15 protein-coding genes and 1 pseudogene are annotated in these 13,723 nt (G+C 45.8%); 11 read left to right on the top strand and 5 right to left on the bottom strand.

Going from position 1 to position 13,723, the window contains the following annotated elements; translation table 11 throughout:
• Positions 1–106 precede the first annotated feature (106 nt).
• The gene (locus N530_RS0110880) at positions 107–499 is read right to left on the bottom strand and encodes a MerR family transcriptional regulator (protein ID WP_026480722.1); all 393 of its coding nucleotides are present in this window, start codon (positions 497–499) and stop codon (positions 107–109) included.
• Between the two features lie 44 nt (positions 500–543).
• On the opposite strand from N530_RS0110880, the gene N530_RS18650 reads away from it, so the two are divergent.
• The 9 genes and pseudogenes from N530_RS18650 (at position 544) to N530_RS0110840 (ending at position 7,385) form a co-directional block, all read left to right on the top strand.
• Positions 544–936, top strand: a complete 393-nt coding sequence (locus N530_RS18650) for a hypothetical protein (RefSeq protein WP_051540900.1) — start codon at positions 544–546, stop codon at positions 934–936.
• Positions 933–1,145 (top strand): mercury resistance system transport protein MerF, encoded by a 213-nt coding sequence (gene merF, locus N530_RS0110875; RefSeq protein WP_051540899.1) that lies wholly within the window; start codon positions 933–935, stop codon positions 1,143–1,145. Before N530_RS18650 ends, merF begins: the two co-directional genes overlap by 4 nt.
• Positions 1,142–2,046: pseudogene (locus tag N530_RS19525) on the top strand (NAD(P)/FAD-dependent oxidoreductase); the annotation flags it as partial. The gene merF and the pseudogene N530_RS19525, both read left to right, overlap by 4 nt.
• Positions 2,032–2,550: a hypothetical protein gene (locus N530_RS19520; RefSeq protein ID WP_371179704.1), complete on the top strand. Its 519-nt coding sequence runs from the start codon at positions 2,032–2,034 to the stop codon at positions 2,548–2,550. The pseudogene N530_RS19525 and the gene N530_RS19520, both read left to right, overlap by 15 nt.
• Positions 2,551–2,995: 445 nt before the next feature.
• The gene (locus N530_RS0110860; protein ID WP_026480720.1) at positions 2,996–3,301 is read left to right on the top strand and encodes a YciI family protein; all 306 of its coding nucleotides are present in this window, start codon (positions 2,996–2,998) and stop codon (positions 3,299–3,301) included.
• A 474-nt stretch (positions 3,302–3,775) separates the two neighbouring features.
• Positions 3,776–4,954, top strand: a complete 1,179-nt coding sequence (locus N530_RS18645) for an AraC family transcriptional regulator (RefSeq protein ID WP_026480719.1) — start codon at positions 3,776–3,778, stop codon at positions 4,952–4,954.
• Between the two features lie 93 nt (positions 4,955–5,047).
• A complete protein-coding gene (locus N530_RS0110850) occupies positions 5,048–5,479 on the top strand; it encodes a DUF6326 family protein (protein ID WP_026480718.1) in 432 nt (143 codons plus the stop codon).
• A gap of 287 nt (positions 5,480–5,766) precedes the next feature.
• Complete coding sequence (locus N530_RS17925) at positions 5,767–6,852, top strand: serine hydrolase (protein ID WP_051540898.1); 1,086 nt, start codon at positions 5,767–5,769, stop codon at positions 6,850–6,852.
• Between the two features lie 107 nt (positions 6,853–6,959).
• The gene (locus tag N530_RS0110840; protein ID WP_026480717.1) at positions 6,960–7,385 is read left to right on the top strand and encodes an EAL domain-containing protein; all 426 of its coding nucleotides are present in this window, start codon (positions 6,960–6,962) and stop codon (positions 7,383–7,385) included.
• Positions 7,386–7,569: 184 nt separating this feature from the next.
• On the opposite strand, the gene N530_RS18880 is transcribed toward N530_RS0110840, so the two are convergent.
• Complete coding sequence (locus N530_RS18880; protein ID WP_051540897.1) at positions 7,570–7,803, bottom strand: PRC-barrel domain-containing protein; 234 nt, start codon at positions 7,801–7,803, stop codon at positions 7,570–7,572.
• Positions 7,804–8,722: 919 nt separating this feature from the next.
• Here N530_RS18880 and N530_RS0110825 point away from each other — a divergent pair.
• Positions 8,723–9,148, top strand: coding sequence for a type II toxin-antitoxin system PemK/MazF family toxin (locus N530_RS0110825; RefSeq protein WP_026480715.1), 426 nt, complete (start codon positions 8,723–8,725; stop codon positions 9,146–9,148).
• A gap of 685 nt (positions 9,149–9,833) precedes the next feature.
• Here N530_RS0110825 and N530_RS0110810 read toward each other — a convergent pair.
• The 3 genes from N530_RS0110810 to N530_RS0110800 are packed head-to-tail and all read right to left on the bottom strand — an operon-like array spanning position 9,834 to position 12,460.
• A complete protein-coding gene (locus N530_RS0110810) occupies positions 9,834–10,610 on the bottom strand; it encodes a gamma-glutamyl-gamma-aminobutyrate hydrolase family protein (RefSeq protein WP_026480714.1) in 777 nt (258 codons plus the stop codon).
• Between the two features lie 28 nt (positions 10,611–10,638).
• Positions 10,639–11,613, bottom strand: coding sequence for an amino acid ABC transporter permease (locus tag N530_RS0110805; protein ID WP_026480713.1), 975 nt, complete (start codon positions 11,611–11,613; stop codon positions 10,639–10,641).
• Positions 11,614–11,623: 10 nt separating this feature from the next.
• Positions 11,624–12,460 (bottom strand): transporter substrate-binding domain-containing protein, encoded by an 837-nt coding sequence (locus N530_RS0110800; RefSeq protein ID WP_026480712.1) that lies wholly within the window; start codon positions 12,458–12,460, stop codon positions 11,624–11,626.
• On the opposite strand from N530_RS0110800, the gene N530_RS17915 reads away from it, so the two are divergent.
• A complete protein-coding gene (locus N530_RS17915; RefSeq protein ID WP_081773943.1) occupies positions 12,426–13,547 on the top strand; it encodes a LysR substrate-binding domain-containing protein in 1,122 nt (373 codons plus the stop codon). The two genes, N530_RS0110800 and N530_RS17915, sit on opposite strands and share 35 nt — an antisense overlap.
• The last annotated feature ends 176 nt before the right edge of the window (positions 13,548–13,723 follow it).

Below are 13,723 nucleotides of genomic sequence, written 5' to 3'. Positions count from 1 at the left end.
GGAACTCGTAGCTAATGTGATGGAACAGACGTCAACCTGTCCTGTGTCGCATTTCTAAATTGCCCAGACCGATGCATCTGTATCTTGCCCTAACAGAATGCTTTGCCTAATCGGCAAAAAGCGCTTTTAGCATAGGGCAATCAGTCTGTCCTTTACGGCATGAAGCAACAAGTTCGGATAGCGCTCGTTCCATGCGTTTAAGGTCGTCAATTTTACCGCGCACCAATGCCAGATTATCCACTCCAATTTTCCCTGCATCATCGCATGTCGCATCATCAGAATGTGAAATTTTGAGAAGCGTTCGGATATCAGGAATCGAGAACCCAAGTTCTCGGCATCGCTTTACAAAGCGCAGTCGAGAAACGGCCTTTGCATCATAATCCCGCCGCCCTGCTGCCGTGCGGTCTGGCTTAGGAGTGGTACCTTCCCGTTCGTAGTAGCGAATAGTCTCAATGCCTACGCCACTTAATTCCGATGCTTTACCGATAGGCCAGCCCATTTTCTATTTGCCCCTGTAGTCGCTACAGATGTTATAGTAGAAACATGGAACAAACGAAACGCTCAATTTTGCCGTCACAGGCTCAAGGCAAAAAAGCCGATTCAGCTTTGACAGGCGGGGCAATAGTGCTGGCTGCACTGTCAGCTTCCTGCTACATTTTGCCATTGGGATTGTCTATCGTGGGGCTTGGTGGCTCGTGGTTGACGTTCCTAAGCCCATTCGTGCGCTGCCGTGAAATCATACTTCTAGTCGTTGGAATTTCTGTCGCGTGGTCGTGGCTGCGATTGTGGCGCTCTCCATGTGGTCTACGCGGTAATCGTAGCGGCCTAATTCTAACCAGCATCGCAACACTTGTTTTCATCGGCGCATTAACCGCGCCGCTTTGGGAAAATGTTGTTGCACGCTCACTCTGGGAAATCTTGAGGCATCAATCATGAACAACAACAAACTACTCGCAACTGGGATAGTCGGCACTGTCATTGCAGCACTATGCTGCTTCACACCCGTTCTCGTCATCTTGCTAGGAGCAGTCGGGTTATCTGCAATCATCGGATATCTCGACATTGTGCTTCTGCCCGCACTCGCAATTTTCATCGGCATTACAGTCTACGCAGTATGGCGTAAATCAAAGGCACAAACAACATGACCAAAAACAGCAAATTCGACTTAGCCGTTATCGGCGCAGGGTCGGCGGGTTTCTCTGCGGCAATCACGGCAGCAGATGAAGGTGCACGGGTCGCTCTCATTGGCTACGGCACGATTGGTGGAACGTGTGTCAATGTCGGCTGTGTACCGTCGAAGGCTTTGATATGCGCCGTTGAAACGCTGCACGTTGCAAAGACCGCTGACCGATTCAATGGCATAGAAGTCTCTGCAAAAGTGACCGATTGGCAAGCTGTCGTTCAACAAAAACAAGAACTTGTCGATGACCTTCGCAAAGCGAAATATAGCGACCTGCTGCCAGCAAATGATTCCGTTTCCTATATCGAAGGCGAAGCTGCGTTTTCAGATGATGGAAAGCTCTCAGTCGGCGACGATATCATCGACGCCAATATGGTTATTATCGCTACGGGAACGCGGCCTGCACTGCCCTCAATCGAAGGTATTGAAAGTGTCCCATACCTAACAAGCACGACTGCTCTTGAATTAGAGCAACTGCCTGAATCCTTGTTGGTGATTGGGGCAGGCTATATCGGAGCGGAAATCGCTCAAGTGTTCGCATGGGCTGGAGTCAAGGTGACGATTATTAGTCGTCGTGGACTGCTGCCAGAAGCAGAGCCTGAAATCGGCAAAGCCCTCATGGATATTTTGAAGATGAAGGCATCACGCTCATTCGTGGAATTTCCTATGACCGTATTGAAGAACGCGGCGGCTCTATTGTTCTCACTGTCCAACATGACGGCAAGCCTCGTGAGGTTTTAGCCGAAAAGGTCTTAATCGCCACAGGACGCACTCCCAATGTTGAAAGCCTCAATCTTGGCGATGCTGGCATCGATTTAAACCAACTTGGCGGGGTGAAGGTCGATGAAAGAATGCGCACCACACGCGAAAACGTCTATGCGGCGGGTGATGTCACGGGACATGACCAATTTGTCTACATGGCCGCTTATGGCGCAAAAATCGCTGCTAAAAATGCCCTGAACAGCAACTCACTTTCGTACGACAACTCAGCCATGCCCGCAGTCGTTTTCACCGACCCACAAATTGCCAGTGTTGGCCTCACCAAAGCACAAGCAAGGGAACAAGGTTCTGACGTTCGCACTTCTGTTCTCACACTCGATAACGTGCCTCGTGCATTAGCTGCTCGCGATACACGCGGCCTAATAAAGTTAGTTGCTGACGCTAAAACCAAAAAGCTGTTGGGCGCGCATATTCTAGCACCCGAAGGCTCAGATTCTATTCAAACGGCAGTTTTAGCAATCAAAGCAGGCATGACTTATGAAGAACTAGGCGCGATGATTTTCCCATACCTGACAACCGTGGAAGGTCTCAAACTTGCTGCACAAACCTTCGATATGGATGTGAAAAAGCTGTCCTGCTGTGCAGGGTAATCAACATAACAAAACGTGGAATAGCTAGATGATGGAAAACGGCATGATGGACAGCATGGGTGGTATGATGGGATTTATGGGCGGCGGTATGCTGCTCGTTGCTGCCGTGCTAATCGGCATAGGCTTCGCCATTGGCTACGCGATGGCAAAACGCCAGTAGTAGAATCCGATGTTTGTTGCAAAAACCATGGTTTTTGCAACGGTAAATGCAGACCAACAAAATCAAGTATTTAAGTGTCGCAAATATTGGTCGCAAAATTCAAGGCTAAGGTCTCGATTGGGCTCAATCCAGACCTTCGTTGTCGCATAAGATGCAGCATGGAAGGCTGCTAAACGGATGGCTTTTTTAACAGTAAAGGTCAGCTATGCGGAATTAGTTGCCAATCATATTTTCGGGTGCGATTGTTACATTTCTCGAAAACATTAAACTGAGTATGAGTATAAAATGACTTTGATCCCGTCCGAGCAAAACCTCTTTGTAGTTGACCTTCACTACGTTGCATCGTTCGATGATATTGAACCTGAGCTTGATGCCCATGTGGAATTTCTCAAAGAAAACTATGCTTCTGGCAATTTCATTGCGTCTGGCCCAAAGGTGCCCCGTACTGGTGGTGTGATCATCGCTACAGCCGAAACTCGGGAAGCTCTAGAAAGAATTCTAGCCGGGGATCCCTTTAATTCGAAGAAGCTGGCTCGATACACAGTGACCGAATTTCGCCCATCGATGACAGCTTCCCAGTTGTCAAATTAATGTAGGTAAGGGCTCAAAGCAGCCATCCAATTTTGAAACATTGTCGCATAAGATGCAATATGAAATTCAGTCCTTTTTCACCACTTAGGCGACTGTCCGTGTTGATTTTCAGTAGATTTTGACCCATTTTTTCATTTGAACCTGTCCCACCTAAGCAGGCATAACTAGTCACTGGTATAAAGATTTTCGAATTGAAGGTGGATCATGACGAAACAACAAACTGGATCAGTCTCACCGGACAATCAACAGGCCCATAATGGACTCTGGACGTGATGGCACAGAACAGTCGTCCAGGCTCAGACCCACCGTATTTCTGCCTGGGGGCGAATGCGGGAAACCACCAGTCCGTTCACAGAAGCAAGTGAGAGCATTTGGCTTTGCACGATTGAGAGTGTATCCGAAACCGTAAACTGATCGCGGTTCAATTAGTTTCCGTTCATTTTTGCACTCAATTCATGCGGCTTTGAGAACTCAATGATAGAGATTTTTTCCACTACTGTGCTTCTGTCCATGTCAATCGGTGTTGCTGTAGTTTGCATTGGCTTGGTCATCCGAGGCTGCATTGCGGATGCAAAGTGGCCCTCCCACCTAATCGCCCTCACATATTTCTTTGTTATCATTTCCGCTGAAGCTGCAGAACTTCTCAATCAAAGCTTGCCGGATGAACAACGATCACTCTGGCTTCAAAGGACAACGCTCTTTTTTGTTCCATCGCTTGGGGCATGTATCTGGTTTTATGTTCGCGGCCTGACCTCTCGGAATGTAGGGTGGGCGCTCAGGGATTTATGGCATTTGGTACCAATCGCGATTTGTATCGTCGGGGCGCTGCCCTATCTATCACTGCCCGAGCAGCAGCGTACAATCATCATGACAGCGGGTGGTGATCTTCTCGATCCGACAAGTTTCATCGCGATCATTTTTATGTTGCTGGCATGGATCGCGTGGATCACGATCTTAATCCTTTATGGCGTTGCGTCCATGAGCCGCTTGATTAAACATCGTCGCGCCGTCAGAGACCTTTATTCCAAAGTCGATGGAGTTTCACTGACGTGGTTGCACGTCCTGATAACGATCGTTGTTACATTTACCGTTTTGGTCCTCATAACTTCGGTCTATCCGGCGTTTAGCAGCGCGGAACTATTCTCGAATAAATTAGTCGCGTTGTTTTACTTCTGCGTAGTTCTGGTCGTGGGTATGTTCGGTGTTTTGCAGAAAAATACCATGCCATCTTGGAGCGAACTAGACACAGGCGAGCGGAATGGCCGTCGATACGCGCGATCTGCACTGCAAGACAAAGATCTGACGCGGATCGCGCGTAAGTTAGATGTTGCCATGCAAGATACGCAGCTATGGAAAAACCCAAACCTATTGTTGATAGATCTGGCGAACGTCACAGGTGTCTCACAAAACAACATCAGCCAGACTTTGAATGAACATTTAGGTGTCAACTTTTATGACTACGTTAACGGATGGCGTATCAAAGCTGCCTGTGCGGACTTGCGCAGCACAGACCGATCGGTTCTCACGATATCAGAAAATGCTGGATTTAATGCAAAGTCCACTTTTAATGCTGCGTTTAAAAAGGTGATGGGCCAAACGCCGCGGCAGTATCGCATCGCCGCTGCAGAGGGCGTTACTCCAAGAACTAAATAGGTACGGACCGGCTGGTTCGGTCGAACGCTACCATTTTTTCTGCACACAAGGGCGCAATTACTCATAGTCCCCTTTCAACGTTGTGGAGAATTTATGCAGGATATGGCACCCCCGATAAAAGTGTTAGACATACGCACAAAAATATCGACCTTATGGGTCATCTTACTATTCAACATGGCTTTCGCCGACATCGTCGGCTTCGCATATCCTGGTGCATTGGCCGAACTTATGGCCATCGGTACAGATGGTGTCTCCTTCGGGAATGCCGAAGGCATCGTTGTCACGCCAGAATTATTGTTGATCGCAGCAATCTTCATCGAAGTTGCAATTTTAATGGTCTACCTATCTCGCGTCCTTGCACGCATGTGGAACCGGATTGCCAATTTCGTCGCCGCAGTTTTGACGGCAGTATTTATTATTGGTGGGGGCAGTATTAAACTTCACTACATCTTCTTTGCGTCTATTGAAATTGCAACATTGTTGGTGATCGTCGTTCTCGCATGGGGCTGGCCCGATGAAGCGTAAAGGCCTCCTAAGCGTCGCATTTCTCGTCTCGATGATTGCCTGCGCTGAAATGGGCGTCAGCTATCAACCAATCTAAGGCGGGCAACCTAGTCAGATCTACCATGCCGATTTACAAACCTGCTAAAACCTTGCGCACTGCCAATCGTTTAGTGAAAACTTGCGTTTATAAGAGCCCTCTTTCGTGAATAGTGAGGTGAAATGTCAGGATAGATCCTCGTTGTCGTTTTTTGTACCGCAGATTAGGTTCATTGATAAATACGCCATTGTTGCCAACTGGATTCCTATACATGTTACTCAAATCATTATTTCTAATCGCTGCTCTTTTCGTCATGACTGTAATTTGGTCCGCTTTACCGCGTATTCCAAATCCTTCACCGGTTTATCAGACCGAAATCTCCCAAATTAATGATCATGCGGCACAAATTGCAGCAGTTTGGCCAGGCCCAGAAACTGATGACCGCATCCGTGCAAGGGTGGTTATGAAGGGGGAAAAGGTCATCTTCGAAGATGGCCCTACCAGTCAGCTCATGAACACGCATTCAATAAGAAAGTCCCTCCTAAGTCTGATCTATGGTATTGCAGTTGAACGAGGTCTGATTGAACTTGATAAAACACTGGCAGATCTTGGGATCGATGAAAACACGCCGTTAACAGATCAAGAAAAGAGGGCAACGGTCCGTGATTTGCTAATGTCTCGATCTGGAATCTATTTGCCTGCAGCTGGCGAGCATGACAGTCAAATAACGGACCGACCCGAACGCGAAAGTCATGAGCCCGGCGAGTACTTCTTCTCCAATAACTTTGATGCCAACGCGCTTGGCACAATCTTTATTCAAGAAACAGGGTACGAAATCGGCGCGTTTATGGAAGAGTTTTTGGCAAATCCTTTGGGGTTGCAAGATTTCGATGCCAACAATGTGATCATGGGTGACCCTTGGTTTTGGCCGAGCAAGGATACCCAACACCTTCAGTATTATATTTACATGAGCGCCCGCGATATGGCGCGGATCGGTGCGATGGTCGCACAAAACGGGCATTGGGCTGGTCGCCAAATTGTCCCACAAGACTGGATCGAGCTCACGACAACGTCTCACAGTAACCTTGAAGAAAGCCATGTACCCATTCAAAGGTATTCAGGCTTTGGCTACCAGTGGTGGGTTCAAGAGGAAACAGGAACAGTGTGGGCCGATGGGTATGGCGAACATTTTCTTATGATTGATCCCGCTTATGACCTTGTGTTGGTCGAGCGCAACTTTAGTGGAAACTCATTACTCAGCACAGTGCGCTGGATGTTAAGCAGTAACAAGTTCTCAGGATCGTTAGGGGGACTGATTAACGCGCATGCGATGCTCGTTCAAATCCCCAACGGCTGAGTAAATCGTGCGCGGACTTGGAATGCCCTCCTCAGCTTGGCTAAGAATCACCATGATCTGCTTTTCACTATATCGGGTCGTTTTCATTCAAAATCTCCTCGTTCATTATGCTGAGAAAAATCTACTTTGAAACACCGTTATTTTTAGGGGGGATTACCATTTCGGAAGTGCTTGAGCGGCTTTCATCCATCGGTGTTACAATCGCGTTGGATGATTTCGGAACAGGTTATGTCTCTCTTAGCCATTTACGTGACCATCCAGTCGACTGCATCAAAATTGATCAATCATTTGTTTCTGGTCTTGGCCAGGATGTGGGCAATACTGCTATTGTTCATGCCCTCGTGGCACTGGGAAAATCGTTGGACTTAGACATCATTGCTGAGGGAATAGAGACAGAAGGTCAGCTCGATTACATGACTGCAGTTGGCTGTGACTGTGGACAGGGTTATTATTTTTCAAAACCCATTTCAGCAGAGCAGATAACGGAATACTTTAATCAAGCAGACACCAACAGATTGGTGGGGGCTGCTTGATACGAATTCTTTGATAATCTGTTAGAGTACGTTTGAGCGATAAAGATAGATGCCGTTTAGGTATCAAAAAATGTCCCAATAGGGTTTAACAGCATAGAAATCATGGGTGCGTTTCTCCCAATCTCTGTCACGATGCCAGTCAAATTTTAGCTCGGGCGCCTCGTTTAATTGTTCTTTAGTTATATCAATAACATAGCCATATTTTTTTATCGTCATAGGAAAGTTTGCGCCATGGAATTGGGCGAGTTTCTTCTCCCACACCTAAAAAGCCACCAAAATGAATTATTGCATAGCTAGTTAAGCCGGTTTTTCTATCGATCATTAGATGATCTATGTGGGCTATAGTGTCGCCTTGGAGATTGAATACCTTAGTGCCTTCAATGTCATCAGAGGCTATAAGTGGTGTATCAGATATCATGGATATATCCTCCTTCACCAAGGTCAATGCAAAAACAGGCTATATGGTTCCAGTATCATTTGCATCGACTTTGAATTTAAGTCCCCTTGCCGATTAAAAATGACGACAAGGAGACCGTGATGGGCAAGCCAACATTTACAGAATAATTCAAGTTCAACGCCATTAAGACGATCATTGTACGCAGTTATTACGTAACTGTTGATTTTCAGCAGATTTTGACCCATTTTTTCATTTATAATTGTCCCACCTAAGCAGGCGTATCCAGTTACTGGTATAAAGATTTTCGAATTGAAGGTGGATCACGACGAAACAACAAACTGGATCAGTCTCACCCGACAATCAACAACGATCAGGCCACTCAATGGCAAACACTATCAATGGCGCCTAAAGCGTGTTTTCTTAGCGGTACTACGTTTAAGTTTAAGGCCACAAAAACGATATTTATGCCGCGCTCAGAATACGCTAGTCATGCCAAAGACTGGTCGTGCAATTCAGAATTAACTTGCAAAACTTAGCAGTCACAATTTATGAATTAAGATACAATGTTGTAACCAGCGTTGTATCACAGTGGATACTGCGATCTTACTGCGTACAAGCAATTTCAATGAGTTAGCCAACCATTTGGTAGCGAGAAACCTAGTCAGCATAGAGTCCCTCTCCCGCCACAAAAATTCCTCAATGAAAACAATAATTTAGAGCGCATGAACCCTAGAGGTTCATTTCTCTATGTTGCGCCTTGTTGCGTCTGATTCCCTTTGGTTTCCAAGGGTTCTCAAATAGACACCGCGAATCCATGCAACATATATGCGACATGATTCAGTTGTTCAGATATCCTCACGACTGAAAATTCAGCTATTGGAACTTGGCGATATAAAACAGTATTGTTTCGCAACTGTACGATTCGATTAGAAAGTTCGCTTTGGCAATTCATTATCATCCAGATCAAGGCGTTATTTTGCTTTGTGACTATAGCAATGGTTTCACCCCGCCAGAAATGACTAAAAGAAGGCCAGTGATTGTTCTTAGTCCGAAAATTCAAGCTAGGCCACATCTTTGCACAGTTGTCGCTTTAAGCACTACGCCTCCTCAGAAGCCGATGCCTTATCACTGTGAGATTGATCTGCCTTTCGACATGCCTAAGCCTTTTAACGCTAAAACTGTTTGGATTAAAGGCGATATGGTCAATGCAGTAGGCTTTCAGCGTCTTGATCTGATCCGTGGAAATAAAGGTAAAGATGGCAAAAGATATTATCTGAATACACCAGTTGGAAATGATATTTTGAAATGTGTCAGAGAATGCGTTTTACGTGGAATGGGTCTCTCGACATTGACAAAACACCTTTAATTGTATATGTAAACCAGTGAGAGCCGCTCTCAAGCTTCGGTTTGATCGGCATTAAGACCCTACCAAGGGCCATCATGTAAACTGGCAATTGCAAGCCTCTACATGATGCTGAATGGGCCTCGCTTCGGCGAGGCCTTTGCTTTTCTAAATACATCCATCAAAGTGGTTGTGCGATTAATTTTGAAAAAAGAAACACACTTGTCTGATAATAAACTTGAATCCCTTTCAATGTTGAATTTTCAGAAGATTTTGACCCATCTTTTCATTTGAACCTGTCCCACCTAAGCAGGCGTAACTAGTTACTGGTATAAAGATTTTCGAATTGAAGGTGGATCAGGACGAAACAACAAACTGGATCAGAATCACCCGACAATCAATAGTCCGATTTACTGGGGTCAGATCAGATGGTAAGCACCGTGATTGCCGATTTACATAGCAATCTCAGTCGGAACTTTAACTGGCGCGAAAACGCTACCATGGCGCAGCGTTGCCCATGCGATGCGAACCAATTTATTTGCCAAAGCAACGATGACCACATTGCGATGACATCGCGAGAGCATATTCCGAAGTCAGAGGGGCAAACTATTTCCTGACTTTGAAAAGGTTGGCAATGCCGCTCGCGCGCCGTGAATAAAAAGAGTTCTCAAGTAAGTATTGCCGCGCTTACTGATGCCAAAATGCAGCGTCATTCAATACGTCGAGACGCCCTCATAATACGAGAAAAATGACCAAAGACCGCCATTGAAACGGGAGAGTCTTCTGCTCTGTATTCCGGATGCCATTGCACCCCGAACATGTTGCGGTGTTTACTATCTTCGAATGCTTCGATTAGACCATCGTCAGAAACCGCTACAGAAGACAACCCTTCAGCTAATTTACCAACGGCTTGCACGTGCACCGAGTTCACGAGAACACGAGATTTTCCAATTGCACTGCCCAAGTCTGATTTCAAGTTTACAGTCACATGATGCGAATTTTTATAAATGCAGTCTGGTTCTGAGCTTTTCTCAATTGCGCAATGATCCGGAAAGCCATCTCTGCCTACGAAATCTGCCCTAAGTGTACCACCCATAGCTACATTTATCTCTTGCATGCCGCGGCAAAGGCCCAAAATCGGAATTTTACGTCTTTGTGCAGCGTTTATCAGATGAAAGGCGGCTTTATCTCTTTTCTGATCGAACGGCCCATGGCTTTTTTCACTGCCCGAAAGTCCGTAATGCTTTGGCTCAATATTAGAAACATCGCCTGTTAACATAACACCATCAACCAGATCCAGGATGACATCGAGTTGATGTGGCTCAAGCAGTGTTGGCACTATTATTGGAACCGCTCCACAGCCCAGTAGAATCGCTGTTAAATACTTATCATCTAGACATTGATTTGTAAGGCCCACGGACTTGTCAAAGCCCGAATTAGCTAGCACTGCCACTGTTAAGTGAGCATCTTTGTTTTGATTATTCACGATAAAAAGTCCTTTTATACCAAACAGGTTATCGTTTGAGTGATTTTGAGTAATGGGTTTCTATGCGCTTTTGAGCGAGCTCTAGAACAATGGACATAAGCCAATATATGATCGAGACCGTAATCAGCATCTCAAGGATTTTAAAATCAGACCGGCCCACAGTACGAGCTAGGAACATCAGATCCCAAACCCCCACGACACTAACCAAGGAGCTATCTTTGAGCATAGCAATAAATTGGTTTCCCGTCGGGGGAATAATCACCCTAATGGCCTGAGGTAGAATTACATGCCGGAAAGTCGTTAAACGGTTCAGCCCGAGAGCATCTGCAGCTTCCCACTGCCCGCTAGATAGGGATTGAATGCCCGAACGGAATATCTCAGTCATATACGCGCCATAGACTAGAGAAAGAGCCGCTATAGCCGCCGGTATGGGCGCTACAATGATACCTATCTGCGGCAGGCCCATATAAATCAGAAACAGTTGAACCAGTAATGGTGTACCCCGGAAGTACGAAGTGTAAAATGCCCCTATACCTTCAACAATTCCAACCCCTGACAACTTCGCAGTCGCACCGGCTAGAGCGAACATAAATGCCAAGCTAATTGATATAGCCGAAACGTAAAGTGTTGTGACGGCACCTTGAGAGATAAGGTAGGGTAACTTTTTTCCGATGAAAGCAAAACTAAGATTGAAAGAGTAGAACAGCAGCAACGCTGCTCCAGCCAATATTGCCCACGTCAAATAGAATTGGCGGCGACGCGGAAGACCTAAAAGGGCATATAATGTGCTCGCCGCAATTATAAATGCTACCAACGCTGTTGAAAAACGTCCCCACAAACCCGCAAGGGTTTGTGGGCTCATTGTAGCCTGAAGCAAGCTGCCAAAAGCACCAAGGTTTGCAGAGGCGATAAAAGTCATTGCGAAAATGGGCAATGCAAAAAGCAATGCAAGCCTTAGCCGTTCAGGGCCATGAGTGAAGCTGCCTTTGAAAAGTGTTATCAATGCAGTGCCCTTAGTTTGTCGTTACCAAGTCGACGCCATGCCATTTGACAGACATAGCGGCCAGTGTACCGTCAGCTTTCATCGCATCGACAATTTCCGACAAACGGGCGTTAAACTCAACGTCACCTTTATCAGTTGCAACTGCCAGAGGTTCAAAAAAGACAGGTGAACCGATGCGCTTGATAGGCAGGCCAGACCTAATGGCTTCCTCAATCACAGGCACTGATTGTAAGACGGCATGAATACGAGCGCCATCGCCCAATGCAAGATCATCAAACTCATTCACATCGCCGTAGGTTATAATTTCGCCAGGCGTTACATCATAGGTAAACTCTGGCATTCCTACGACGTCTAAATCTAGATTATGCTCTAGATAACGATTATATGTTGAAGCGGATACAACACCAATAATTTTACCATCTAGATCGCTCGGTTTTGCCGCTGGTGAATCATTGTGCACTGCAAAGGCTGCTGGGCTAAAATAGTACAGCGCAGGAAAATCAAGCACTTCCGCGCGCGCTTTTGTTGGCGTCATCGAACCTACGACCATATCCCATCGGCCCGAAAAGCGCCCGGCAGACATAACCTCCCAGCCCGGAGTTACAAATTTGATTTCAACACCAAGACGCTTTGCTATCTCTTTTGATACAGAAATATCGAACCCGTCTAGTTCGTTGCTATCATTCATAAATGAATTAGGGCGGTAGTCAGAGTTTGTCGCAACTGTCAAAACTCCCTTATCATTGACACGATCTAGTGTTTCTCCAGCTTGGGCACCAATTCCCGCCATTGTTAAACATAGTGTAGCGGCTATGCCAGCTAGAATAGAACGTTTCGAAGATTGCATTTTTATTCCTCCATTGAATGAAATCCAGACCTTACGAAAACATTCATCATTCGCTGCGGATTTGACAAATAATTTTTGTTGTCCTGCCTATAGAAAAACTCTATACTTTAACATGGTTATCGTTCGAAGATTTGTCCCTACATTGCAAGAAGCGCAATCGCTGCAGAGCGTTGCCCGCCTGCTTTCCTTTTCAGCAGCAGCTCGCGAGCTCAACCTTACTCAGCCAACTATTTCTTATCATATCAGTAAGTTAGAAGGAAAATGGGGTGCGAAGTTGTTTCGCGTTAAGGGAAAAAATTTAGAACCCACAGAATTCATGCAATCTATATTGCCTGAGATTAGAACCATTACCCACCAGCTGGAACACATAGGTCATTTGGTGGGCAGTCAATACCATCAAAAAGTCCTTTCAATAGGTATTACCCCCTCGCTAGCAACAATTGTTCTACAACGTAGAATATCTAAATTCCTTGATGAGTTCCCAGGTACGAATGTTAGAATCTGCGCGTCCAACCGCTACTCGAACCTGAAGGAAGATCGGATTGATATTGCCATTCGAATGCTGCCTCGCAATTCGGCTGCGTCGAGCAAAGACAAACCAAATATTTTGGTTCCGGTCCCAGCAGAACGAATGAGAGTTGTTTGCTCACCCGAGTATTTTGCACGCATCACCGAAGGCTTGCCGCAACACACCAAACTTAATGTGACATTCTTTTCGCAAGCCCAGTTAATTTATGAAGACGAAGCATTGTATTGGGCAAATTACTTTTCAACTTTTTGGGGTGATTTTCGGCCAAGTACACGACCAAGTCTTACATACAATAACGCTGACCTTATCCTGCAGGCTGCGATCGACGGTAGTGGTCTTGCCATACTTCGGGACATATTTGTCATGGATGCGATACGCGAAGGAAGGTTGATTGAACCTTTTCCAATGCGGTTGGAATGTGAGAGGGTGTTCCAGTTTATTGTACCTGAAACAGCGGGGGTGAACCAGCCCGCATATAATTTTATGACATGGTTTGGCAATGAGTTAACGCAGCTGGCATTAGAATCTGTTCCTCATCAAGGATCTACCGACAGATAGCGACTTAATTTATCCTACCATCTATTCCAAAACTTATGACGACGCACACATTCAATATGAGCAAACGCTGATTAAGCTCGTCATTATGAGGATGCGCTAGAAGCACTCCATAAACATCGGAATTAATCAATCTTGCAATCAACTTTGAGTACAATTCATCCCAACTATTTAAAACG

It is taken from the genome of Ahrensia sp. 13_GOM-1096m, from assembly GCF_000620605.1.
In the GTDB taxonomy this organism is placed as follows: Bacteria; Pseudomonadota; Alphaproteobacteria; order Rhizobiales; family Rhizobiaceae; genus Ahrensia; species Ahrensia kielensis.
Note: the sequence above shows the minus strand (reverse complement) of the source record. Positions and strands in the feature narration are given on the sequence as shown.

Coding starts and splice junctions, on each gene's coding strand:
- N530_RS0110880 (WP_026480722.1), bottom strand. CDS start 499: ATGGGCTGGCCTATCGGTAAAGCATCGGAATTAAGTGGCGTAGGCATT.
- N530_RS18650 (WP_051540900.1), top strand. CDS start 544: ATGGAACAAACGAAACGCTCAATTTTGCCGTCACAGGCTCAAGGCAAA.
- merF (WP_051540899.1), top strand. CDS start 933: ATGAACAACAACAAACTACTCGCAACTGGGATAGTCGGCACTGTCATT.
- N530_RS19520 (WP_371179704.1), top strand. CDS start 2,032: ATGCGCACCACACGCGAAAACGTCTATGCGGCGGGTGATGTCACGGGA.
- N530_RS0110860 (WP_026480720.1), top strand. CDS start 2,996: ATGACTTTGATCCCGTCCGAGCAAAACCTCTTTGTAGTTGACCTTCAC.
- N530_RS18645 (WP_026480719.1), top strand. CDS start 3,776: ATGATAGAGATTTTTTCCACTACTGTGCTTCTGTCCATGTCAATCGGT.
- N530_RS0110850 (WP_026480718.1), top strand. CDS start 5,048: ATGCAGGATATGGCACCCCCGATAAAAGTGTTAGACATACGCACAAAA.
- N530_RS17925 (WP_051540898.1), top strand. CDS start 5,767: ATGTTACTCAAATCATTATTTCTAATCGCTGCTCTTTTCGTCATGACT.
- N530_RS0110840 (WP_026480717.1), top strand. CDS start 6,960: ATGCTGAGAAAAATCTACTTTGAAACACCGTTATTTTTAGGGGGGATT.
- N530_RS18880 (WP_051540897.1), bottom strand. CDS start 7,803: ATGATATCTGATACACCACTTATAGCCTCTGATGACATTGAAGGCACT.
- N530_RS17915 (WP_081773943.1), top strand. CDS start 12,426: ATGCCAGCTAGAATAGAACGTTTCGAAGATTGCATTTTTATTCCTCCA.
- N530_RS0110800 (WP_026480712.1), bottom strand. CDS start 12,460: ATGCAATCTTCGAAACGTTCTATTCTAGCTGGCATAGCCGCTACACTA.